Source organism: Paenibacillus sp. YAF4_2, assembly GCF_052113225.1.
Lineage (GTDB): Bacteria > Bacillota > Bacilli > Paenibacillales > Paenibacillaceae > Pristimantibacillus.
The window spans coordinates 40731-65200 of record NZ_JBFRCT010000006.1 but is presented as its reverse complement, the minus strand read 5'-3'; the positions used below and the strand labels follow the sequence as shown (position 1 = coordinate 65200).

15 protein-coding genes are annotated in these 24470 nt (G+C 47.9%); all 15 read right to left on the bottom strand.

Annotated features, from left to right (window positions below; genetic code table 11):
* Positions 1 to 149: 149 nt before the first annotated feature.
* Entirely contained in the window at positions 150 to 1673 is a 1524-nt protein-coding gene (locus AB4Y93_RS15495; RefSeq protein ID WP_441893419.1) for a family 43 glycosylhydrolase, read from the bottom strand.
* A 227-nt stretch (positions 1674 to 1900) separates the two neighbouring features.
* The gene (locus AB4Y93_RS15490; protein ID WP_441893931.1) at positions 1901 to 2029 is read right to left on the bottom strand and encodes a hypothetical protein; all 129 of its coding nucleotides are present in this window, start codon (positions 2027 to 2029) and stop codon (positions 1901 to 1903) included.
* Between the two features lie 99 nt (positions 2030 to 2128).
* Positions 2129 to 4789 carry a family 78 glycoside hydrolase catalytic domain gene (locus AB4Y93_RS15485; RefSeq protein WP_441893417.1) on the bottom strand — a complete coding sequence of 887 codons (2661 nt, stop codon included), beginning with the start codon at positions 4787 to 4789 and terminating at the stop codon, positions 2129 to 2131.
* 41 nt (positions 4790 to 4830) lie between these two features.
* The gene (locus AB4Y93_RS15480; RefSeq protein ID WP_441893415.1) at positions 4831 to 6465 is read right to left on the bottom strand and encodes a response regulator transcription factor; all 1635 of its coding nucleotides are present in this window, start codon (positions 6463 to 6465) and stop codon (positions 4831 to 4833) included.
* On the bottom strand, positions 6440 to 8179 hold the full coding sequence (locus tag AB4Y93_RS15475; RefSeq protein ID WP_441893413.1) for a sensor histidine kinase: 1740 nt from the start codon (positions 8177 to 8179) through the stop codon (positions 6440 to 6442). Before AB4Y93_RS15475 ends, AB4Y93_RS15480 begins: the two co-directional genes overlap by 26 nt.
* A 169-nt stretch (positions 8180 to 8348) precedes the next feature.
* Positions 8349 to 11441 (bottom strand): glycosyl hydrolase, encoded by a 3093-nt coding sequence (locus AB4Y93_RS15470; RefSeq protein WP_441893411.1) that lies wholly within the window; start codon positions 11439 to 11441, stop codon positions 8349 to 8351.
* A gap of 6 nt (positions 11442 to 11447) precedes the next feature.
* Positions 11448 to 12332, bottom strand: a complete 885-nt coding sequence (locus AB4Y93_RS15465; protein ID WP_441893409.1) for a carbohydrate ABC transporter permease — start codon at positions 12330 to 12332, stop codon at positions 11448 to 11450.
* A 15-nt stretch (positions 12333 to 12347) separates the two neighbouring features.
* On the bottom strand, positions 12348 to 13205 hold the full coding sequence (locus tag AB4Y93_RS15460; protein ID WP_441893929.1) for an ABC transporter permease: 858 nt from the start codon (positions 13203 to 13205) through the stop codon (positions 12348 to 12350).
* Positions 13206 to 13329: 124 nt separating this feature from the next.
* Positions 13330 to 15012 carry an extracellular solute-binding protein gene (locus AB4Y93_RS15455; protein ID WP_441893407.1) on the bottom strand — a complete coding sequence of 561 codons (1683 nt, stop codon included), beginning with the start codon at positions 15010 to 15012 and terminating at the stop codon, positions 13330 to 13332.
* A 375-nt stretch (positions 15013 to 15387) separates the two neighbouring features.
* The gene (locus tag AB4Y93_RS15450; RefSeq protein WP_441893405.1) at positions 15388 to 17151 is read right to left on the bottom strand and encodes a glycoside hydrolase family 2 protein; all 1764 of its coding nucleotides are present in this window, start codon (positions 17149 to 17151) and stop codon (positions 15388 to 15390) included.
* 10 nt (positions 17152 to 17161) lie between these two features.
* The gene (locus AB4Y93_RS15445; RefSeq protein WP_441893403.1) at positions 17162 to 19177 is read right to left on the bottom strand and encodes an alpha-L-arabinofuranosidase C-terminal domain-containing protein; all 2016 of its coding nucleotides are present in this window, start codon (positions 19175 to 19177) and stop codon (positions 17162 to 17164) included.
* A gap of 35 nt (positions 19178 to 19212) precedes the next feature.
* The gene (locus AB4Y93_RS15440) at positions 19213 to 20100 is read right to left on the bottom strand and encodes a carbohydrate ABC transporter permease (RefSeq protein ID WP_441893401.1); all 888 of its coding nucleotides are present in this window, start codon (positions 20098 to 20100) and stop codon (positions 19213 to 19215) included.
* Between the two features lie 14 nt (positions 20101 to 20114).
* Positions 20115 to 21077: an ABC transporter permease gene (locus tag AB4Y93_RS15435; RefSeq protein ID WP_441893399.1), complete on the bottom strand. Its 963-nt coding sequence runs from the start codon at positions 21075 to 21077 to the stop codon at positions 20115 to 20117.
* Positions 21078 to 21110: 33 nt separating this feature from the next.
* Positions 21111 to 22709, bottom strand: a complete 1599-nt coding sequence (locus tag AB4Y93_RS15430) for an extracellular solute-binding protein (RefSeq protein ID WP_441893397.1) — start codon at positions 22707 to 22709, stop codon at positions 21111 to 21113.
* 110 nt (positions 22710 to 22819) lie between these two features.
* On the bottom strand, positions 22820 to 24469 hold the full coding sequence (locus AB4Y93_RS15425) for a response regulator (RefSeq protein ID WP_441893927.1): 1650 nt from the start codon (positions 24467 to 24469) through the stop codon (positions 22820 to 22822).
* Position 24470: the final 1 nt, after the last annotated feature.

The window sequence follows — 24470 nt, the reverse complement described above, 5'->3', positions numbered from 1 at the left end:
TCACTTCATTATAGAAGGAAGATAAAGGTATGCATACAGGAAAAAGCTACGATTACCTTTAATTATTGAGGCTATTCCAGCTTTCTGTCAGCATAGCAAAAACAGCAAGCCTTGGAGATCCTCCGTGGCTTGCTGCCCGCATAGAATAGTTAGTTCTTAATCAATGACCAGTCATCCACCCTCACCCAGTTGCCGGCATTAGCAACCGAATACAGGCCAATCTGGGCTTGCCCGTTAGTCACCTGAATATTGGGAATCGTTATCTGTGTCCAGCTGCTGAGCGACGTATTAATTGCAGCATCCAGCTCGGAGCCCCCATAATTCTTGACATAGATCTGGGCTGTTGTCTGCCCGCCGCTGCTCTTCACCCATACCTTCAGCGTATACGTTCCGTTCGGAAGACCGGTCACCGTTTGGTAACGGCTCGCACTGTAAGCGGTTGTTGCATATTGATTACCCGACCATCTTCCCGAATGGGCTCCGCCTTCAATATTAGAGTTAGGATCTGTTGCCGTATTAAACCAGGTACTCCAGCCCGCGAGACTGATCTGGGCTACCCTGTCCGCCTCATAGCTTGGATTCATGGCATAGTTGTTGCCGCTGCCCACACTCCAGGTTCCAGTTGCAGCATCTAGATTAAACTGGCTAACAGAATTCATTGTTGGTGTCGTACCGCTGAACGAGATCGGCATCCATTGATTATAACCAATTCCGTTGCCGGCAAAGTCGCTCCAACGGTCACCGCCGAATAGAATCGTAGTCTGCGAGGTGCCCTGTACTTTAATAAACATGGAAGTTTGCGAGACATGCGAGAAATCCGCATCTGTTCCGTTCATGACAAACTCGCTTCCGTATGTGCCTTTAATGCTTGTCGAAGTGACACAGTAAGTATGCGAAGCATTCCATCCATGCAGGTCGGATGAGCATAAGTAGTACAGACCATTATATTTGAACATCGCATTCCCTTCACGGCCGCCTGCGCTGCTATTGAATACGTTGGTCGCGGGTTCGACGTTCAAATAATCAGATGCCCGAAGCTCAGAAACATAAAGATGGCTTCTTCCGCTGGCATTACTGTATATGAGATAAGCCTTCCCATCATCGTCGACGAAGGTGGACTGGTCGCCTGACATGTTGTTTACTACATTCGTAATCGAGGTTTGAACATGATCAAAGGTGAAGGTTCCGGTTGGCGTGCTGCTTGTCGCGAAGGCAATCCCACTTCCGGCTGGACCCGCATATTGCGTGATCAGTACATATTTCTGCGTATTCGTGTTGTACACGACCCCGAGACGCCCCAGCCAGTCCGCATCCCAGGTCGAACCATCGGTCGCGCCGGTAATCACATTGCCGCAGAACGTCCAGTTGGCAAGATCAGTAGAGGAATAACAGGTCACAGCAGCGAAGCTTGTGTCACTGTTTTTGGAAGACGGACTATTATAGTAAGTTACCGCTCCGTTATATTTGACTCCGTACCAGTAATACGTGCTGCCAACTTTAAGAATATTGCCGCCTTGAGAGTAGATGGGATTGCCTGAGGTATCCTTCCAGAATACATCATTGTTAATCGTCTTAGCTGCCGCGCTTGCCGTCTGTGCACCAAAGGATAACACAACAGCGGCGAACAAAATCAAGCTTTGCAGAGTGGCAAACCATTTCAATTTCATCCTCATTCCTAGCACCTCACTTTACGATATTGGTATATGCTCTTTATGCTCTTTCCTCTAATTCCTCCTTTCTGCTGTAGTCGTTGTTTATTTTAAAACGCTTTCAAATTGTGTGAAAGTGGAAGAAGTTACGATTATCTTTACTAACTTACGATTAATAAAAAAGAAACCAGGCTCTCCGGCTTCTTAGGTTCCCCCTCCTTCATTCCTTATGGTTCCTTGAAGAAAAATCCCTAGGGGACCCTAGGGATTTTTCGGTATATTATGAATTTAATAGCGCAGCCACTCATTTCTCCTGGCTCACGGTTGCCCCACAGATAATAAGGAATTGCCTTGAAGCGAACAGCTTTTTTTCGGTACAGCAGTAGTAGTTTTTCTTAAGTATGTACCAAGATCTTCAACCATAAAAAATACCACTGCAGCGAGTCTCTCAGTTGTCCCTACTTATTAGTTAAATAAGATTAACGATTGCCCGTTGTATTAAATAAATATTTCCCGGATTGAATCGACACTAAGGCATAATTTATTCCTTCCTCAATGACAAGCTTATAATCCAGTCTCTGTCCATTTTCGAATAGTTCCTCATTCGAGGAGTTAAGCGGAACCTTTACGAATGCCGTTGTATTCGGCGGTATAAGTACGTTCAACTGTGAGCCGTTGCTGTTATGCGAGAATTCAACCTCGATCAAACCTCTTACCGATTTATATCTGCCTTTTATTTGCCGGACTGAGGTTGAATACAATGGTGCGATATTAATTTCTTTATAAGCATCTTTTCTTGAAGAAATGCCAAGCAGATCTTTATATAACCATTCCAGAATATGGCCCATCATGTCATGATTGCGGGAACGAGCATCGTCTGTCCAAAATTCAGGCAGTGCCGTTTCGCCCTTCTCGACAAATCGGATATAGCTCGGATGCTCAGGCTGCATCATCATTTGATAGACAATGTCATTTCGTTTCATACCCGCCAAGGCGCCAAATAAATACCGCAGGCCGATTTCACCAGACAGCAGTTGATTAGAAGAAGCGGCCTGTAATAAGGCAGCCTCGATATCCTGATGATGCTGCTCCGGCACAAGATCAAAGAACAAAGGTATTGCTTGTATGACTTGATTAACCGGATCATGGGTTCCATCCTGCTTAAAATAGGCAAAATACTGCTCACCGTTAATAGACTTTAGCAGTAATCGGTTATAGTTAGATTTAATCCGTTCAGCCTCGGAGCTATAATGCGCCGCATCCTCTGGGTACCCAAGCATCTCCGCATACTTTGCCATCAGCTCATAATCATAGAAGTAGATCGCTGTTTCAACGTTTTCAATGTAATCGCCACCTGTTTGAGGAGCAATCCCCCAGTCCCCTAGTCCATGACCAATAAGTCCATCCTGCGTTTCTTTTGTTTTCAAATAACCCATGTACCGCTTCATTGAAGGATAAGCTTCTATAATAGCCGTCCGGTTTCCATAGGTCTGCAGTAAAAGCTCCGGTACGATAACTATCGAGCTCCCCCAAGCGATTGAATCCCTGAATGGACCTTCGAATTTGGAATATTCCGGGGCAATATCTGGAATAAGGCCTTCCTCCGTCTGTGCCTCGATCATGTCACGAGTAATCTTCAGCCAAAGCTCATCCACATGCTTCACATACATAATGGAAGGCCCCATTAAATGCGCAGTCTCAATCCAACCTAATTTTTCAATGGTTGGGCAATCGGAGTGGACGCTTTGAAGGTTGCTTTCTATGGCTTTAAGGATAATTTGCGCCAGCTTCGTAATCCGCGGATCATCCGTCTCTAATTCACCAGCATCCATCGATGCGGAGGTGACGAAATGCCCCTTTACATCATGAATGAATGGCTTGCTCCTGTCGGCAATATCTCTGGTGCAGCCTTCAATCTGTACCCATCTAGCTCCATAGCAAGAGAAGTCCGGTTTCCAGACTTCTACTTCACCTGTACCTGCAAGCGTATATTCCGAATAAGTAACGATATCCCAAGGAGTTGCGACTGTATCGTCTTCCTTACGCAATTCACCCGGTTTTATCGTTACCTTACTCCCCGCAGGGCCGCTCACGTAAATTTCAAACATTCCCGACATGTTCTGACCGAGATCGAAGACATAGACTTGTTCACGAGGTTCTTCGATCAATACGGTATCATAAATATGCTTCACGACAATTGGAGGTTGATTCTGATATCGCAGCGATCCTGTAGGAGGGATCAGACAAACTGCATGCTCCCAGCCGGAATCATTAAAACCAAGGTCATTCCAGCCTGCTGGATACAGTCTCGCGTCAAAATTCTCAGAGCCATATACATTCGCCAAGGTGGTCGCGCTATCCCTAACTGTCCAACCTTCATCGCTGGTACAAATATGGGCTTTCGTACCGTCCTCGTATTCAATATGCAATTCGCCAATCACCATAAGCTCGGTTCCATATGGCTCATAGCCTTTATCCATCGTATAGAAATGCCGGCCTCCCGGATCACCTGAGTAGAAACCGTTCCCGATAGACAATCCAATCGCATTCAAGCCATCACGAATCTGATCCGTACACTCGAAGCCTACATATTGGATAGACTCCCGATAATTTGTCCATCCAGGGTCCATTTCGTGATTACCGATCTTACTTCCATTCATGTAAAGCTTAAAATGACCCAAGCCCGAAACAAGGGCAAACGCCCGCTTTACGGGCTTGTCTATTTTGAATTCGCTGCGTGCATAAAAAGGTTTGTTTTTACCGGTACCGATCCAAGCTGCTCTCCAGCACTCCCCATGCAGGTATCCTGTATAAAAGAATTGCGCCTCACTCCATGAAACCTGACCATCTTGGTCCCATACGGCAACCTTCCAGAAGTACCCCGTAATACTTGTTAACTGGTTCCCCTCATAGGCAATGCCAAGTTGATTGGCAGACTCTACTTTACCAGTGTCCCACACTGCCTCTTCCGACAATTCAAGCGCTTCTTCACGTTGCGCAACAACGATACGATAATGTGTTTGCTGTTCTGCCCTACCATCCCCCTCAAGCTGCCAGGAAAAGGATGGTTTACAAGTATCGATACCAAGCGATGAGTAATAATTTTGCAAATGAAGATTATGCGGTTTAATAAGAAACACGCTCCCCTTTATGAATATTAATGCATTCGTATAATGGTCCGCTATGATTTAGACCGAAACTCCTGCGGCGTCAATCCGGTCTCTTTTTTGAAAAATCGCGTAAAATATCCGGCCGTAGAAAAGCCCAGGTTACTGGCTATATCTTGAACGTACAAATTGGGGAGACTCAGCTGCTCCTTCGCTTTATCCAATTTAAGAGCCGTAATGTAATCGGATAAAGTCACGCCTTCGGCTTGTTTGAACAACCGGGACATATACTCCGGGTTCAAATACACCTGTTCAGATAAATTGGTTAAAGACAAATCACCCGAAAGATTTTGATGAATATAGGTTTTCAATTTTCCAATCACATCATTTTTGACCATGCTCGTCTGAGAGCGCTGGAATTCAAAGAATAATAGAGAAAGCTCCTTCAAAATATCAACCGCTTGCTCCCATGTACGGTGAATGATCGGATTCATCAGCATGTTCAATAGCGGCTGGATCTGCGGCTTATCCGAAAGCTCAAATTTATTCAAACCTATCAAGAAACGAAGGGAATAAGAGCTGTAGGCAGCCAAAACCTTGTGATCCTCCATAATAAAGGGACGCAGGCCCGCCCGCAGCATTTCAATGAGCTGTAACAAAGCTTCTTTTTGACCGCTCTCCAAATACAGCTCTATTTTGTTCGCTTGCTGCTGCAGCGTTGCAAGCTCCTGATAATTACTGTTCTCATCAGAAGGATTGACAGAAGCCATGCTTTTCTCCGTTAGAATAATTCGTTCTTCGCCTTGATAAGGATAGAAGAGTAATTTGATCACTTGAATGGCCCTGGACGTCTCCATCCATCCCATCGACTGATTCATGAGAGCGAACGATACAGGAAGCTGCAAGGTCACTTCCGCAGAACGTTGAATGGTTTCAAAGGAGCCTATAAGAAAGGCATGTATCATCTCACGGGAAAGCAAGGAATCATCTTTAGGCTGTATGAAAAGATAGTAATAACAATGCGAATCCGAATAGCCAGTAATCTTGACAGAAGGGTGAAGATAACGCTGACAGAGCGTGTCTAGTGCAGCGAACATGTAATCCTTCTCGGTCCCTTTCAACCTTTTGGAGCCTTCATCCAATCGAGCAGCGGCAAAATATACGGGCATTTCCTTTTCAAGTGGAATATCCAAATCTGTAAAGGAACTATGCTCAAATTCTTCTTCATTCAACAGACCCTCTGCCAAATCCGATAGGAATAACGATCGGTAATGCGAGCTTTGCCGCTTCTGTAGTTGAACCGCTTGCTGAAGCAGCGACTCAACGCGTAAGCTTTCTTCGAGCTCCTGGATGGTATCTTGAACAACCTCAAAGATTCTGGCGTCGCCTTCACTTTTCAGTACATATCGGACTGAACCTCTCTTCACTGCTTCATAAATATAGTCAAAGTCATGATAACCCGTTAGGAAGATAATCCGGCAATCCGGCCAGCGTTCTCTTACCTCCTCAGCGAGCTGAAGCCCTGTCATCGTTGGCATACGAATATCCGTCAGCAAGATGTCTATCTTTTTCCGTGCGAGAACCGATAAAGCCTCTATAGCCGAGGATGCCTGATAAACAGCCAAATCCCCAGTGCTTTCTTGTGTAAATAACTGAACTAACCCTTCAAGAATCAGCTTCTCGTCATCCACGATGAGCATTCGGTTCATCTAAGCTCGCCTCCCGCTGAATAGTCATGCTTACTTTAACGCCCCCAAGCTCGCTGCGCGATACCGCTAATCCACTTGTCTCGCCATATTTAAACTTCAATCGCCGGTGAACATTCAAGATCGCTGTCACTTCCGGTCCTTCATCCGACTCTTCTAATAACCGATTCATTTTCGCAACTTCAAGCTCTCCGTTATCTCCGTTATCTTCCACGTCGATAACGATTCGGTCATTCCAAGACGTTACACTTACTCTAAGTACCCCATCCTCCAGCTTGTCTTCCAACCCGTGCAGGAACGCATTTTCCACAAGCGGCTGCAAAATAAGCCTCGGCACCTCAACGCCTCGAATATCGTCAGGCACATCACTGAACTCTACGGAAATACGATCCGAGAACCGAGCTAGCTGAAGCACAGAATAATTACGCGCATGGGCAATTTCATCTTCGATTCTTACCGTATCCTTAGCATTCCGGGTAATGAATTGAAAATAATGTGCCAAATGCTCCATAAAGTGAACAGACTGTTCTGTCCGTTCTAATTTAATCATTCTGATCACGCTAAATAGACAGTTATATAGAAAATGCGGATTGATCTGCGATTGTAATTGCTTGAGCTCCGCACTCTTGAGTAAAATTTCCTGTTTGTACACTTGCTCAATCAACGATTTAAGATTCTCAAGCATTTCATTAAACCGTCCATAGATATACTGAAATTCATCGTTTTTGTCATGCTGGATGTTCATTTCGAAGTTCCCTTCTTCCAGGTGCCGAAACGCGCGGACAATCTTTACTAGCGGTCTTCTAATCGTTCGATTGATATAGATCAGGTATAGTGCAATGACAAGTACAGTAAGAATGAAGAAAACAGCTGTCCATTTGACAATTTGGTTTACTTTCTCAAATATGAGGTCCTTACGGATGTAATGATCCAGCATGATATCAAATTCAGTTGATTTGGCATGAATGAGCAAAAATTTTTGTCCGTGAAGGGTAACCTCACCCGTTTTGTTTTCGCTGCCCATCTTGAACCAATCCTTTTGTCCTTCATTGATTGTCTCATCGAACAGCGGCTCACCATTAAGCCGCAGTTGAATCGCTCCCGTGTAATCGCGCTGTATGGAGCTTACCATCGTTTTTTTCAATACGTCAGGGGCTAATTCTATTTCAACAATCAGATCAGGCATCCCATTTACCACCCTATATTCGGGATACGCATCCATAAGCAGCAGACCATTATTTGCACGCAGTTGATAGTTTGAGGCTAATTTATCCGGTGTGATCATATCCGGGTTTAATTCGCCGTATCCCGTTACAGCAGAGATTTCTGCCTTCATCTTCGGCAGATAAATGCGAACATCGCTAATATCGTCATTGCTGTTTTTCACCGTAAGCAGCTGCGCCCTAATGTTTAGAATTAATTCAATTTTCCGGTAACCGCGCACAGTATCAGCTGTGTTAACCAGTTCCTCAAGAAAATCGTTATTGAATAGTTGATTCTGCATCATCGCTAATCTTTTTATCTCATCATCTAAGTCCTTCATATAATTGGTCGATTGAATCTGGGCTGAATCCGTAATGTCTTTCTTTATAATCGTTGTACTCCAATTATAGAGAAAGGCAGCCAATAGATAGATTGGCAGCGTCGCTATGATGAATGCAATAATCATTTTGGTATATATCGATGTGCTTCTAGGTCGCATTTTTATGAGTCGCATGAATACGAGGTTCACTCCCAATTTCCCCCGCTCCCATCTGGGAGTGAAGACAATTTGACACTAATAACGTATCAATTCCTAGCTTACACTTCCAAGTGAGCGGTATTCAAATCAGAATGAAAAAGAAAGAACCGGGCGCTTTAGCGCAAAACCCGGTAATGAAGCTGCTTTATAATGCCGCTCGTTTGTAGATATGAATTTGACTCATCAATCCATAGGGAACGGTTATATAGTCCGGTGTATATTCGTCTCCAGTGCGACGATAATCCCACCATTCTTTCCAAGTGTAATGGGTACCTGCTTGATGCAGCGGCCCCAACACATTGCGAGGGCTTCCCGCGACTTCAATATCGATATGATTTACACCATTCAGGAGTAGTCCGCTGATATCCAATTTCTTCGCAGCTGACCAAGGAATATGTCCAGCATGTTTACCATTCACCTTAATATCGACGGTAACTGCCTTGTAGTCCCCTAATTCCAGAATGATTGCACCTTCAGCTTCTTCTGGTACATAGTCATACTCCAAGTGATAGACGATGCTGCCGCAATAATGAAGATATCCTTGAAGCCCCCAGTCGCCGAAACGGAGCTTATCCATCTCCTTGCTTATGGTGCGGTCTGACATAACAGCGAAATCACCAAGGAGAAAAGAATCCTCGATCTCCATATCATGCGAATATGTGCAGTTTAAGATTAGACTATTTCGACCAACAGCTAGTCTAGGCAGCGGAATCGTTCCGATACTGCGGTCGAGATACCAACCCGTTGACTCGCTTGGTACAGCAGCTCCGTTCAGAATCACATTGAAACGCTCAGCCTCTTCAATGCCAATCCGCACCTCTGAATCAGGAACGTCAATAACATCGAAGACAAATTCAAGCGATACAGGCGTTCCATCGCATTCATGAGCTTCATGGATCCACAAATGCCGTTGTAACCCGCCATTAGCATATACCTGTCTCATCTTAAGCTTCGCTCGAATATCACGCTGGGCCATCCATACATCCATCACCTCGGACCAGTCATCATCAGATATCCGGTAGCGGCATCTATCAAGTGTTAGAACATTTGGCGCTGTTCTCGAAAAACGAGCAGCAGGACCTAATGCTGTTACAAATTGTTTGCTGTTCGAATAATCCATTTCCGGTTCTACGAAAATGCCTTCTTCCGCAGTCTTGCGAAGTATATAGAGCTTCGAATCCGCATGACCAAACGCAGCACGGAACTTCATTTTCCCATCTCTATAACAAGCGTTTACTGGCTTAACGGTACCGTTTAGAACATCCCATTCTTCGACATTCCCGCAGCCGCTGAGCTCGAGCTCAACGTCGTAAGCACCATTCCGATCCTTGTTTACGACAAACAAAGTCCGACTATCTTCTAATTCTCTCAGCATATAGAGGAACGTTTCCGCTTCACGTCTATGACTGTTCTTAATGCTTACCTCACGAGGAAAAATTTGCTCCAGTACAGTCGGAACATCACCCTGATCTTCCACTTGAATAAATCCTTCCAGCTCCTCAAGCAGCTTTACATCCCCAGAAGGCAGGCCATTAATAAAAGTGGGCAATTCTCCGAATGCAATCACTTTTCCGCCGGTTCTCAAGAATGCTTGAAGCAAGTCAAACGTAGAGCGGAGCAAATTTTTCATAGCAGGCATAACAACGACAGAGTAAGACACCAAATTAACATTCAATTTCCCTTTCTCTGCACTGCCACATTCCTCTAAGATCAGTTCATCACCTAAGTCGTAGTCGTAATGAGAGGCTAATAACAAATCAATAAATTGGCTGAAAGAGGCATCATAATCTTGAACCTCTGTTATTCTGCCAGCTTGATTTGCCCATTCACCCTTCACGTCAACACCAAGCATTGTCCATGCACTAGTAACGGGGTGGAGCACGAGTACGTCACGAACAGCCTCACCTTCACTAAGTACAGCCCCTAGCCGTGCATAGTAGTCCTCCAGCACGTGGTTATGCTCCCACCAGTTCGTATTGTAATTGAAGGAAGGCGGATAATCCCTTTTACGGCAGCCTTTCAACGAATAAAGGGCAAGATGATGCGTTAGGAAGTTAACGCCAAGGACAAACTGCCAATCACCAAGCCACCTGCGTCCTTCAAACGTAAATTCCCATCCCGTTACCCCATAGGTCTCAGTGATGACACGTTTCTTCCCGTATTGTCTGGCGACGCTTGCTGCCTGCTTGATCGTTAAACTCTCATCCGTCTGCTCACACAATGTATCGATACCGGGGATATCCAGATAACGATAGTGTGGCATTACCGCACCCGTTGTCTGAATGGAACCCAGCATGCTGCTTTCCGAATGGAAGTGACCGGTAAACTGCAAGCCATTTGCGCTGCACCATTCCCCAATTTGTTTCGTATACGCTTCGCAGAACAATTCGGTAATCGTCTTCCAATAGTCGAATCTCGCTTTTTCTGCCCCATCGCCTTTAAAGAAAAAGTAAGGCAATACATCCCAAATCTCATATCCGTTTTTTTCTTTGTAATAGGCGGGGAAGGTATCCGTCCAAGACATCCAAGCCCGATCGGTATGATTAACTTCAGCAAATCCACGAATGCTTGGTTCGTCCGTAAATATACCTGGCACAGTCTTGCCGAATTCTTCACCTACCGCTTTCTTGTAGGCTTCATAAGTTGACTGAATAAATAATTCTGCAGAACGGGGATTCAGATTATCTGTATACGTATCACCGTGGCACCATTCATTAGCTGGGGCAATTTCACGACGAAATACAAGATAGACACATCCGTCTTTCGCCTGAATTCCTCCATTAATCGTTCCCTTTTCCAACAACCTGAAGCTTTGAATCAAATCGTTATAAATAGACGCTTCATAAACCGCCAGAACCTTTGCATCCACTGTTGCCGCAGTTGTCACTTCGATCGTAAGGGCTTTAGCACGAACATCATCCCCGCCAAGCTTAGGCACCAGTCCGCCGCCCATGCCAGAAGAATAACGGTCTTCGTCATATAGCCAGGCAAATACCCCTTCTTGTTTCGCAGTCTCAACGGTTTCCTTGATGCGCTCCATGAACTCGGCTTGCAGATAAGGGGTTTCCAGCCCTTCCCTCACATGCATCATGAAACCGCCCATCCCTTGTTCCTTAAAGCCCTTCACTTGACGATCAAGCTCATCTTGCTTCAGATCGTCATTCCATGACCAGAACGGAACGGTACGATATTCCATTCCCGGCTGATCAAATTGTTTTTTTATACTCTTATAGTTCATGCCCTATTATCCTTTCACACTTCCAAGTGTTAATCCTTGTACGAAATATCGCTGAAGGAACGGGTAAATACAAAGAATCGGCAGTATGGAGATAAATAGCTGCGCAGACATTACCGTCCGATCTGAAATGGAATTTAGGACAGACAAATCGCTTGTACTCATATTATCCAGTGAATGCGATACGATTACCGTTTGCAGGTAGGTTTGCAATGGATAATGGCTTGGTGAATTCATATAAATAAGACCATCAAACCACGAGTTCCAATGCATAATGACAGAGAATAGCAGGATTGTTGCAATAGATGGCTTCGATATAGGCAAATAAATACTCCATAACGTTCTCCAGTTTCCAGCGCCGTCGATCATAGCCGACTCATCCAACTCATGTGGAAGCGTCCGGAAAAAGTTCAACATGAGGATGATATTAAATACGTTGACGGCCGATGGAATAATAAGCGCCCAGATCGAATCCATCAAGCCCGTTTGTTTTACCATCATAAATGTAGGAATCAGACCGCCGTTAAAGATCATCGTGACGACAAAGAACCAAGAATAAGCGGTACGATAACGAAAGCGGTTGTTTGATTTGGACAAAGGATAAGCCGCAAGTATGGTCAGGAGCATATTTATCGCCACGCCAAGGACCACTCGCTCCACCGAAACTAGGAATGCTGATTTGAATGCAGGATTATCCAATATATACTGATAGGAACTTAAGTTAAACCCACGAGGCCAGATGGTAACCCAGCCGGCCGTAACAGCCGAATTGGAGCTGAACGACATCGCGAGCATATGCAAGATTGGAAATAAACAGGTTAATGCAAATACGGCAAGAACGATATAGTTAAGCGCGAGAAAGGATACTCGCCCGAATGATCGTCTTTCAATCACTACTGTCAGCCTCCTCTAGAAAATTCGATAATCTGCAATTTTGTACGCCATGAAGTAAGAGACTGATATAAGAATCAAGGATACAACCGATTTAAAGAGCCCTACTGCCGTCGCTACACCGTACTGCATCTGCTCCATACCCATCCGATACACAAAGGTATCCAGAATATCCGAACTGCTATAAACCTGTGGACTATACAAATTGAAAATCTGATCAAACCCTGCGTTAAGAATATTGCCAAGAGCAAGYACGCTCAGCAAAACGATAATCGGGCGCATGCCTGGAAGGGTCACATGCCATACTTTTTTCAAATGACCAGCCCCGTCAAGCGATGCCGCTTCATAAAGCGATTTATCAATACTTAAAATGGCTGCCAAATAAACAATCGTATCAAAGCCAACTTCTTTCCAAATATGCGATGCGATCAAGATAAACCGAAACCAATGTTCATTGCCAAGAAAATAAATGGGCTTTATGTGTAGATGGCCGAGCATGACATTAATGATACCGCCGGATGGCGACAATATATCGATTAATATGCCGGATAAAATAACCCAGGAAAGAAAATAAGGAAGGTAAACGATCGTTTGCACGGATCTCTTAAATACCATCGACTTCACTTCATTTAATAACAATGCCATCAATATCGGGAAAACCATCCCGACGATCAATTTCATAATCGCGATCAAAAACGTGTTTTTAAGAACTTGCAGGACGCCTGGCATATGCCACAAATATTCAAAATTCCCAAAACCGATCCATTTGGAGCCAAACCAACCATTAGCAGGAAGAAAATCTTGAAAGGCAATAGCAAGTCCTACAATTGGTCCATAACTATAGATGATCACGATAATGACGGCAGGCAACAGCATGATATGAAAAGCGGTTTGTGATACACCGCGTTTTTTTCTTTTTAATGCTTCCACACTATCCACTCCTGTCTGTGTTGAGAAAGAAGGGGAAGGAGCGATTGCTCCCTCCCGCTACATGGATCTCTTATTTCTTTGCAGCATCCCATTCATTTACTTCTTTCGTAATTTGAGTAAGACCCATGCCATTCAAATTCGAAACAAATTTGTCAAAGTTATCGATCGAATCTGCACCCATGATTACTTTAGTGAAATATTCAATTTCCGTTTTCTTGATGGTGTCCATTCGGCTTTTCATGGTATCGGTTGGAGCACCGTAGAACTGGTCAAGCTGGAACAGATTCTTCTGTTCATATTCGTTCATAGTGCTGAACGAGCCCGTTTCGCCAAATACCTTTTCAAACTGGGCTTGTGTATTATCGCCGGCTTGGTATTTCTTGATGTTATCGTAGTAGCCTTGTTCTTCACTGTTCAGTTTAGAAGTATCTCCGGATTTGAGTGCTTCTGTCACATTCAAATGTGCGGTTAAATTTTTCTTAGCTGCCCATTCCTGGAATGCCGTCGGGTGCTGGCCAGGACCATTAGGACCAAAGAATTTGTCATACATTTCTTTGTCCGGACCACGATTCGCTTCGGTAAAGAGATTCAGCATTTTGATGAGGGCTTCCGGATGATCGAAATCTTTTTTAACCACATAATAACCGCGCACGTTCAGCTTGATTTGAGGTCTAGCAGGCTGATCATCATTGGAAGCAAGTGCAAAGGCCATCCAATTCGAATCCTTGAAGTTGTCTTTCGTTTGTTGAAGCGGATACATACCGTTCCACATTGCCCCGTATTCAATTCCGACTTTGCCGCTTGCCGCAAGCTCAGATGCTTTAGCCGAATCCTTTGCTCCGAAGTCGGTCTCGATCAGTCCATCTTTATACATCCTGTTCAAGTAGGTAAGAGCATCTTTCATTTCCGGCTGCACGCTGCCGAAGGCGAGTTTACCAGAACTATCTCTTACCCAAATATCAGGGGAAGCATGGAATCCATTGAATATACCAAGTGCCTCTGCAAGTCCTGGGCTCAAGAAGTCTTTGTTCAGCATCAAGCCATAGGTGTCAGCTTTACCGTTTCCATCTGGATCCTGTTCTTTAAACGCTTTCATCACCGTATACAATTCATCCATAGTCGTTGGAACTTTCAGCCCGAGCTTATCAAGCCAATCCTGACGAATCCACAGGAAGGAAGCTGTATCGATGGAAGAATCTACTTGCGGGATAGCCAATACTTTACCGCCAAATGTAGCCGAGTCCCATGGAGCTTCTCCTGCTTCAGCAACTACACTCTTTGTTAATTCGGAAGCGTATTTGTCATATACATCTTTAAGATCAGTCCGGATCATATTGGTCTTCGAAAGAACAGCCAATTGAGCTATGTTAACAGTCATGATATCTGGAATATTAGCGGACGCAATCGCAACGCTTTTCTTCTGGCTGCATAGGTCATTTCCTTTACAGAACCAGGAAGCATTAAGATTAATACCATACTTGTCACGATAAGTTTGATTCCATAAGTTATTAGGCCAATCTGCTTCACTGAAATCTTTAGCAATGGCATCACTAATTTGAAAATCAATTGAAATGTTTAGCTGAGGATCATACTTTGCATTCGGGTCAACCGTTTCATGCTGATTCGTGGTGTTCTGAGTTGTCTCTGTGGCATTTTTATTTGCTGCTGTGTTGTTATTTCCGTTATTACCGCATCCAGCTAGCAAGCTTGTACCTAATGCTAATAAACAAATAATCGAAAGCGCCTTCTTCATCTTGTCCGTGCCCCCCATTTTTTTGTGTGTTTACATGAATTAATATTAATACCCACACGTTTTGAAAGCGATATCAAAAGCTTGACATCGCTTTCACTATGTTGACATCTTTTGTTCAATAGGATGATTAGAAAAAGGGGCGTTGTATTTATTTGGTATCATCAGCTCTCTGCTCACCAGTTATTCATCATTTTTCATAGAGAGGTGCTACCTTCCCGCTAAATTAACACAAAGATGAAAAAAAGACATTAAAGGGGCATTCCAAGGTCATCTATGATGACTTTGAAATGCCCCTACTGTCTCTCACCTTATCTTGGTTAGTTACCCATATATCAAGGGGTTTCTTGATGCCTCGTATTTCAGAGGCATAGGCGATCACCCCAAGTTAATAGCCCGAATTTCCTCCAGCGGAATTTTCGGCTTGCGGTCCTCCGTGAGCAGACCATTAATCTCCTGCTGCACGTCAGTCACCTGCGTATAGCAATAGCCGCAAATATAATCGACAGACTTGATCGCCTGCGTAATTCCCTTGAAGCGCTCCGTAAATGCTTCCACTGAGGCCACCTGCTCCCCGTAGCCCCAGCCCTTGTCTGACTGGAACGCAATGYCCCCAAACTCGCTGATGATAATCGGTTGTCCACGGTAGCTGTAGCCTTCGGCAAAGGCATATTTCCAATGGTTGCAGGTCGTTTCTCCCGACATGATAGCATCCTTGTTATCGAGATAACGCTTCAAGAAACCGTCTCCTGTCTGGACATAATCATGCAGTGTCACGATATCCGATACGGTGTGCTCCCAGCCGTCGTTCACGATAACGGGGCGATGCGGATCGAACGACTTCGTGAGATGGTAGATGCCCTCCGTGAACTTCTGCTGCCGTTTGTCTCGAAGGATGTTGCCAATGCCCCACGATTCGTTGAACGGTACCCACGTAATGATGCTCGGATGATTATGCTGCTGCTTGATAATCTCCAGCCATTCCCTTGTGAAAGCCTCAACTGCGCGGTCATGGAATTCAAAGGTCGCCGCCATTTCCGACCAGACGAGCAGTCCCTTCACGTCGCACCAGTATAGGAAACGGGCATCCTCGATCTTCATATGCTTACGCACGCCGTTGTAGCCCATTGCCAGGATCAGGTCGATATCTTGGGTCAACGCTTCTTCACTCGGAGGCGTCAGATGGCTGTCTGTCCAGTAGCCTTGGTCCAAAATAAGCCGTTGATAGATTGGCGCGTTGTTGAGCAGCACCTTTCCGTTCTGGATAGATATTTTCCGCATGCCAAAATAAGAGAGCGTCCGGTCGACGACACGTCCGCCCGAGGTCAGGATGAACTCCACGTCGTACAGATTCGGACGGGCCGGGGTCCAATACGCCCGCTTCCACGGTCCGTTCGCCTCGTGGTGAAGATCAACCTCAACCGAGAGGCACGGACGGTCAATCCCCAGCACAACCCGCTTCACGGGCTGGCCCTTGAATGTCACGATAGCTTCGAGCAGCAGATCGCTACCAGCCTCGACACCGTTCACCTCGTAATCGAAACGAACAATATGGCGGTCGAGATCCGGCGTTATTTTGACCGATTCCAGCCTCTGCCCTTCTACATATTCCATCCATACCGTCTGCCAGATGCCCGTCGTCTGGACGTAGAAGCATTCGAAGTTATCCGGCACCCAGCGCTGCTTGCCTCTTGGTTGGTAGCAGCTATTGCTGTCCGTCACCTTAACCGTTATCCGGTTATCAGCTCCGAACTTGAGATACGGCGTCATGTCGATGGAGAAAGCCGCATAGCCCCCTTGATGACCCCCTGCCAGCTCGCCATTAATCCATACTTTGGCTTCGTAGTCCACGGCCTGAAAATGCAGGATAGCCTGCTTGCCCGCTGCTTCCGCCGGAATGGATATCACTCTGCTGTACCACACACAAGGATGAAAGCTTTCCTCGCCAATACCGCTGGCTTTTGTTTCGTAGGTGAACGGTACGGTAATTCGGTGAGTGGCCTCGAACGCCTCCTGCCACTTCTCGCGCTCGCCGGCGTTTGCGTCGTCAAAGCGGAAGTCCCATTCGCCGTTCAGATTATGCCAATCGCCGCGTACAAGTTGAGGTCTGGGATAGTCCTTGCTATATGATTTCGTCGCCATGCTGTGCCTCCTATACCTTGCCCTGGAATACCGCTGCATAGATGGAAGACGGGCGAAGCGGAACGCCGCGCTGCCATTCGACCGTCGGAATGGCCCGGCTCTTGCACATCATGTTCTCCGGCTCCGAGACACTGTTGATCTCGTCGTAGCCTTCGCCGGTTATTTCGTACAGCACCGTCTCTCCAGCCGTGTCGAAAGCAGCCAGATCCAGCACGGCATTTACTTCATTCAGCCCGCGGTTCACGATGAATACCGTAACGGTATTGCCTGCTCCGTTAATGCCCGCCGCGATGTCCAGCTCCGGCAGCCCGTTCAGGTTGACCGACGTCTCCTTAAGTGCCGGCACGGTAAACGTAGAACAGTCCGCTTGCACAGGAAGCATATGCTGCAGATCCTGGTTCGCATATAGCTTCATGACCTCATAGGTAGGTGTCCCGTATACGTCGAGAGGCCGATTGCTCCAGCCGGACTGCTTGCCGCAATATTGGTCGGCATAATAATCGCCTACCCGGATGCAGCCGCCAAGCCAGCCGTTGACCAAGTCGGAGAAGCTGCCGATATGCACCATGTCGCTTGAACGAAGCATTTCGTTAAGATTGGCAGCATTGGCAACCGCCGCTCCAAGCGTATGCTCGTTCGGCAGCCCCTTGCGAATGGTATTCGGGTAATACATCGTGTTGTATTCTGTAATGGCGATTTTCACATGAGCATGCTTCGGGTTAGCCTTGATGCTCTCCGTAGTCTCCTGCAAGTAATGCCGCGTAAACTCGGGATAGGCCGCAATCGCCTTATACCGGTCCTCGGCAGGCGTGTTCCGGTTCATACCGAAAGGTCCGTAGCCGTGATAGATATGCAGCGTCAAATAATCAATTAGCTCACCGGCCTGCTCCAGCACCGGCTTGTTCCATGCCTGGTCGTAATGGCCGCAGGCCAACAGCACGATGGTCGGGTCCGTTGCTTTCATCGCTTCGGCAAACGATACCGTACGCGCCGCGAATTCCCCAGCAGAGCAGGTTCCTACCTGCCACCCTCCCCATACCTCGTTGCCAATCTCCCAATATTTCACGCCATACGGCTCGGGATATCCGTTCGCGGCGCGCAAGGCACCCATCGGAGTGTCCGCGGCGCCATTGCAATACTCGATCCATGCCGCTGCCTCTTCGGGCGTTCCGGATCCGTCGTTCACACAAATGAGGGGTTCCACCCGCAGCTCCCGGCAGAAGGCGATAAATTCGTCCGTGCCAAAATATTTACTCGTCCAGCCGCCCCATGCCTCGTTGTACATGACCGGCCTCTCCAGCACGGGACCAACGCCATGCTCCCAATGGTAGGCGCTGATGTAATTGCCCGCCAGCCTCATCATGCCGGCGTTCAGCTCCCTCGTCATTTCGACGACCTCGCGCTTCACCAAGGCAACGCTGTCGGCCGCCAGCAGGGAAACATGATCGATCCATAGCATGCCGGTCGACACGTGATCCGTCCAGCGCGGATGATCCTCCGGAATGTAGACGCGAAGCTCGGCGTCGGCGCAGGCGCGGGAGACGGACAAGTCCGCTTCATATTCCCGCCAGTTATGGCCAGCAAGCTCGATTACCAATGAACCAAGCGTTTCCTCCGTATGCCGATCCACCGCTTCCACCACCAGCCGCTTCAGCTCAATGGACGCACGTGCAACCACCTTCACCTTATATTCGACCGGACCTTTGAGAGCAGCCTTCTGCGCGATTCCGGCAAATGCCTCATCGTCGCTCAACAAGCGGATGCGCTGTGCTCGCCCCGAATGCTTTGGTGCAGGCGCCTCCAGCGCGTATTTGGTATTGCGGCCGTTCGTATATGCGTACCAGCTCCCTGATATTTCCTTCTTGGTTTCGGACTCGCTCTCGAAATCCATATCCTTGAGCGGGAAGGCAAGCATAGCTTCCATATGGTCCCGGATGTCCTCGACGAAATGTCCGAACAAATACGGGTTGACCACATGCCGGCTTGCTCCGGCACAATCGACAGTAATATTAGCGTTATTAGTCAAAATGAACCTCCAATGAATCGTTAGGTATAGTCGCCTTATCCTTTAACGGAACCAATCATGACGCCTTTGACGAAATGCCGCTGCACAAGGGGATACATGATCAGCACGGGCAGGCTGGACACGATGATAACCGCGAATTTAATGCTTTCGGACAGCAGAATCTGCTTCTCCAGGCCAACGCTTCCGCCGTCCGTTTGGGCGGATTGACTGATCAGCAATATTTCGCGAAGCACAAGCTGAAGCGGATATTTGCCTTCATCGCGGATATAGATAAGCGCATTGAAGAACGAGTTCCAGTGGCCAACTGCGTAGAACAGCACCATAACGGCCAGAATTGGTTTTGAGAGCGGCAGGATGATGCTAACGAGCAGTCTCCAGTTGGAGCAGCCGTCCATATGGGCCGCCTCCTGCAGCTCCCAAGGGATACTGTTCTGAAAATACGTCCGCATAACAATAAGATTGTACGTCGCGATAGCGCCAGGTACGATCAGCGCCCACATCGTGTCGATCATGCCGAGGTCTTTGACCAGCAAATAACTCGGGATAAGACCTCCGCTGAAAAACATCGTCATCGTAATCATGACCATGATTCCGTTGCGCAAGGGCAGGTCGGGCCTCGACAGCGGATACGCCGCGAGGATCGTCATGATGATGTTGATGACAGTTCCGATGACGGTGTACAAAATCGAGTTGCCGTAGCCGGTCCAGATCTTGTCGTTCTGTAGAATATTGACATAGGCATCGGCGTTGATTCCTTGCGGCAGCAGCCATACATCGCCGTTTAATACTTTGGCCGGGTCGCTGATCGATGCACTGACAATGAACAGCAGCGGATACAAAACGATGACCATAATAATGGCGGCTATGATATATACAATTGCGTCGAACAAACGTTCATTCGACGGTCTAATGCTCTTTTCCATAAGCGATTACCTCCTTACCATAAGCTCGTCTCCGACGTCTTGCGGGCAAAACGGTTTACGAGCAGCAGCAGCATGAGATTGATCACTGAGTTGAACAGGCCGATGGCCGCCGTGTAGCTGTACTCGCCCTTCAAGATTCCCGTCGTATAGACGAACGTGGAGATGACGTCGCTGGATTCCAGATTCAGGTTGTTCTGCATGAGCAAAATTTTCTCGAAGCCGATGTTCATAAAGTGGCCGATATCGAGAATGAGCAAGATAACAATGACTGGCATAATGCCAGGCAGCGATACGTGCCAGATGCGGCGGAGCCGCGAAGCCCCGTCCATCTTGGCCGCTTCGTACAGCTGGGGATTAACCCCACTGAGCGCTGCGATATAGATAATGGACTGCCATCCCATGCTCTGCCAGATGTTCGAGCCGATGAAGATCGGTTTGAACCAGGCGGCTTCCTGCAGGAAATTAATTGGCGTGCCGCCAAACGCCTCGATTAGTTGATTAATTGGTCCCGTCTTCGGCGACAGAAACACGTTTAGAATGCCGACGATAACCACGACCGAGATAAAATGCGGAATGTACGTAATGTTTTGCAGCCATTTACTGTAAGCCCGGCTCTTGATTTCGTTCACGAGCAGCGCCAGCAGAATTGGAACCGGGAATGCGATCAGGAGCGAGAACAAGTTGATGGATACGGTATTCCACAGCAGCCGCCAGAAGTAATACGAGTTAAAAAACCGTTCGAAATGACCAAAGCCTTCCCATGGGCTGCCGATAATGCCTTTGGCCGGATTGAAGTTTTTAAAAGCGATCTGCAGACCGTACAGCGGCCCGTAATGGAAGATTAAATAGAAGGCAAGCGGCGGCAGCAGCATGAGATATAAATCATACCGCTTCGCCATTCTTTTCAGCAGCCCGTCGCTCCGCTTCTTGCGGCCGGGAACGGGGGCGGCCCCCGCGTTCTCTATCATGCTGTCCATGAGCAACCCCTCCCTCTCTTCGCGGCATCACATTTATTTGGCCATTTTGTCATAAGCATCCTGGTAAAGCTTCTCAAGATCGGCAATGTTCATTTTCTTCAGCGTGGACTGGAATTCGTCCCACTTGTCGAAGCTGAGCGCCCCAACGATAAACTTCGTGCTTTGCTCTTCGAAATATTTGTCGATGTCATTGCGCAGCACGTTAACCTTCTGGGCAGTTTCTTCGTCAAATAAAGGCGGCGCATAGCGGATTTTCGGCAAATACGGCTCGAGCTGCTCGTAAGCCTCTTGTACTTGAGGCGGGTTGATGAACGAAGCTACTTTATCACTGATAATATGAGGCGCGCCGCCGCCGGCGTACGGTGTAATTTTCGCTTGGGCGCCCGCTACGGACAGAAGCTCCTCTTTGTAGTACGGGATGCCGTCTTTCAGATCATAGTGCTCGCCTTCCCGGCCGAAACGCAGCAGAGTTGAGCCTTCATCGCTGTAGAAGTAGTCGATCCAGCGCATGGTCGCTTCCGGATATTTGTTGACGGACGTGATGGCGAATGCACCGTAGTCGCGTGGCACCGGAGCAATCTGGCTATGCAGGCGGTCGCCATTAGGACCTGCCTGCGGGGCTATGCCTACATACTGATCCTGAATGGTCAGGAAGTTATTGTTCGTCTGATCGAAGAAGTAGCCCGTATTGCCTGTTCCTTGCTTGGCAAGGTATTGCGCTTCCGTGTGGGAGAAAATCTCCTGGTCGATCAGCTTTTCCTTGTAGAGTTTGTTCAAATACATGAGCAGCTCTTTGTACTGCTCATCGCCACTCCAGATATGCACCTTGTCGTTCTCGACATTAATGTTGTAGCCAAGCTGGGAATCAAGTCCAAATGCTCCCGCCATTTGATAGACGATTGGCAAGCCGATACGAGCGGTCATCGGAATTTCATCCGCTTTCCCGTTGCCGTTAGGGTCGCCATCACGGAAAGCCTTCAGCACTTCATACAATTCGTCGGTCGTCTCAGGCACCTTCAGGCCCAGCTTATCCAGCCATGCCTTGTTGATCCATCTCTTGTCGGTCCGTGCGGAGCCTAGCGTGACAATGCCCGGGATCGCATAAATATGTCCCTCCGGTGTCGTGATGCCTGCGCGTATCTCCGGATATTGCTCCATTAGGCTCTTCAGGTTAGGCGCGTATTGATCGATTAATTTTTCCAGCGGGATCAGTTGTCCCGAAGATCCGTAGCGGACCGTCTCCAGCTGCGTCAGACCCGAACGGTACAAAGCATCGGGAAGCTCATTGGATGCGAACAAGAGGTTTTTCTTCTCCGCAAAGCCATCGGTCGGCGCCTCAATAAAATCGACCTTGATGTTGCTCATCTTCTCGTAATCCTGGAAGACAGGCATGTCCTTGAACGGACCGTTTACGGGCGCGACGCGGGTGAACATCTTCAGCTTGATTGGTGTATCGACGATCGGAAACCCTTCCGTTTTTACCGTATTTTCGGCAGAACCCGATGATTTGGCCCCCCCCGTATTGCTGCCTTTATCATTGCTGTTGCCGTTGCCGCCGTTGCTGCAGCCGGATACGATTAATCCGCTAACAAGCATCGTGGCGAAAGCATATCTCCCCCATGTTTTTCGCATGTGTATATACCCTCCAACTTTCAATTCACCGGATCTTGTAAGCGTTTACCACCGGTGTTACTCGATTATAAAATACAGCCAGTCACTCCGAGCTACACTTATATGACTATTTACTCCACATATTTTACGACTTCCTTTGCTGCTGCCTTACCGTCTCCGAGACTGTTCCAATACGCCTGAGGCGTCATGCCCGTCACTTCCTTGAACACCTTGAAGAAATAGTTGTGCGTGGAAAAGCCCACCTGGTCGCTGACCTGCTTGATGGTATATTGACCACTTTCCAGCAGCCTGCGCGCAGCGTCGACCCGTACCCGGTTCACGTATTCGGAGAACGTCGACTGCGTCTCCTCCTTGAAGATCCGGCTCAGGTATGACGCGTTTAAGCCGATGAAGCCTGCGGCTAGCTCCAGCGTCAAGACACCTGAATACCGCTCCAGAATAAAGCCGACTGCCTGCGATACATGGCGGGAATAACTGCCCGTCGCGTGATGCTCCTTAAGCAAGACCAGCAAGACGCCATAGAACGACTGAAGCCACTTCTCCAGCTCGCTGACGCTTCCAAGGCGGTTAAGCTCGCCGCGTAATGGCAGGCGGTCCACATCCTTCGTTGTCCCAAGCGGGGAACGGTTCCCTTTTTTCAACGCCTTATCGCCGATATGAAGCAGCTCGCTGACCGTCATCTGCACCGCGTGCGAATGCAAAGGAAGCCCGCGAAGCGGTTCGAATACCGAAGCAATCAGACGCTGCGCGCCTTGCCCGTCCAGCCTCTCGATAGCAAGAAGCAGCTGCTTCTGCTCTTCGATCGTAAGCGCGACGCGGCTCTCACGCATGCCTTTTCCGCGTTGCTCTGGATTCGGATGAGCGGCCTGAGCGTTTGGGTCAAGCGCCCGCTCCGCGGAGCTGTAGCTTGCTCCAAGCTGCGACAGGCTGTTGCATACATGCCCAACGGCATAGATCGCTTTTAAATTCAAGTACATCTCGAGCGCGTGGCAGAGCTTGCTCATGCTTCTGGCCGCTTCGCTAGCGGCTGCATGCTCGCTTCGCTCCCGAATGGCGAACACGACGGCGATTCGCCCATCCTCCACATAAGCGGCCGTACGCTCGCGTGCGTCTCCCAAGCTTTGCTGCATAAGCTCAACAACCTGCTGAACCAGTCTGTTCGTTTGCACGTCGGTATTCGATTCCGTCAGCAGCAGGAAAGGAACGATCTGCAGAACCGCTGCCGCATACAAATCCGCCTGCGGGTACATGCCGTATCGCCTTATGCTTCCTTCCAGCTCCCTTACGGCTTCCGCATTGCCTCTTGCTAGGTCAGCGATTTGGCTCCGGACCAACTCGGAACGGAAGAGGGACGATTCGTCGGCCTCACCCGCGGCTTCGGATGATTTTCCAGCCTGAACTGCTTTTTCAAGCATCGCAAGCAGTGTCTCCTTGTCCAGCCGATGCTTCAGCAAATAATCGACCGAGCCGTTCTTCAGACAGTCCCGGACGTAGTCGTAATCATCATAGCTGCTGAGCATAATCGTCTGGACGGCGGGATAACGCTGCTTGATCAATCTGTTCAAATCCACGCCATTCATTCCCGGCATGTTGACGTCAAGGATAGCCACGTCGGGACGCTGTTCCCCAATCATGGCCAATGCCATCTCCGCGTTTTGGGCCTCACCGCAGATCTCGAAGCCATGTGTGCGAAAATCCAATAAAGACCGCAGATCGTTGCGAACGAGCGGCTCGTCGTCTACCAATAACACGCGATACATC

What these genes read in the sequence shown, in the direction of transcription:
- AB4Y93_RS15495 (WP_441893419.1), bottom strand. Translation starts at nt 1,673, where the DNA reads ATGAGGATGAAATTGAAATGGTTTGCCACTCTGCAAAGCTTGATTTTG.
- AB4Y93_RS15480 (WP_441893415.1), bottom strand. Translation starts at nt 6,465, where the DNA reads ATGAACCGAATGCTCATCGTGGATGACGAGAAGCTGATTCTTGAAGGG.
- AB4Y93_RS15475 (WP_441893413.1), bottom strand. Translation starts at nt 8,179, where the DNA reads ATGCGACTCATAAAAATGCGACCTAGAAGCACATCGATATATACCAAA.
- AB4Y93_RS15470 (WP_441893411.1), bottom strand. Translation starts at nt 11,441, where the DNA reads ATGAACTATAAGAGTATAAAAAAACAATTTGATCAGCCGGGAATGGAA.
- AB4Y93_RS15455 (WP_441893407.1), bottom strand. Translation starts at nt 15,012, where the DNA reads ATGAAGAAGGCGCTTTCGATTATTTGTTTATTAGCATTAGGTACAAGC.
- AB4Y93_RS15440 (WP_441893401.1), bottom strand. Translation starts at nt 20,100, where the DNA reads ATGGAAAAGAGCATTAGACCGTCGAATGAACGTTTGTTCGACGCAATT.
- AB4Y93_RS15435 (WP_441893399.1), bottom strand. Translation starts at nt 21,077, where the DNA reads ATGGACAGCATGATAGAGAACGCGGGGGCCGCCCCCGTTCCCGGCCGC.
- AB4Y93_RS15430 (WP_441893397.1), bottom strand. Translation starts at nt 22,709, where the DNA reads ATGCGAAAAACATGGGGGAGATATGCTTTCGCCACGATGCTTGTTAGC.
- AB4Y93_RS15425 (WP_441893927.1), bottom strand. Translation starts at nt 24,469, where the DNA reads ATGTATCGCGTGTTATTGGTAGACGACGAGCCGCTCGTTCGCAACGAT.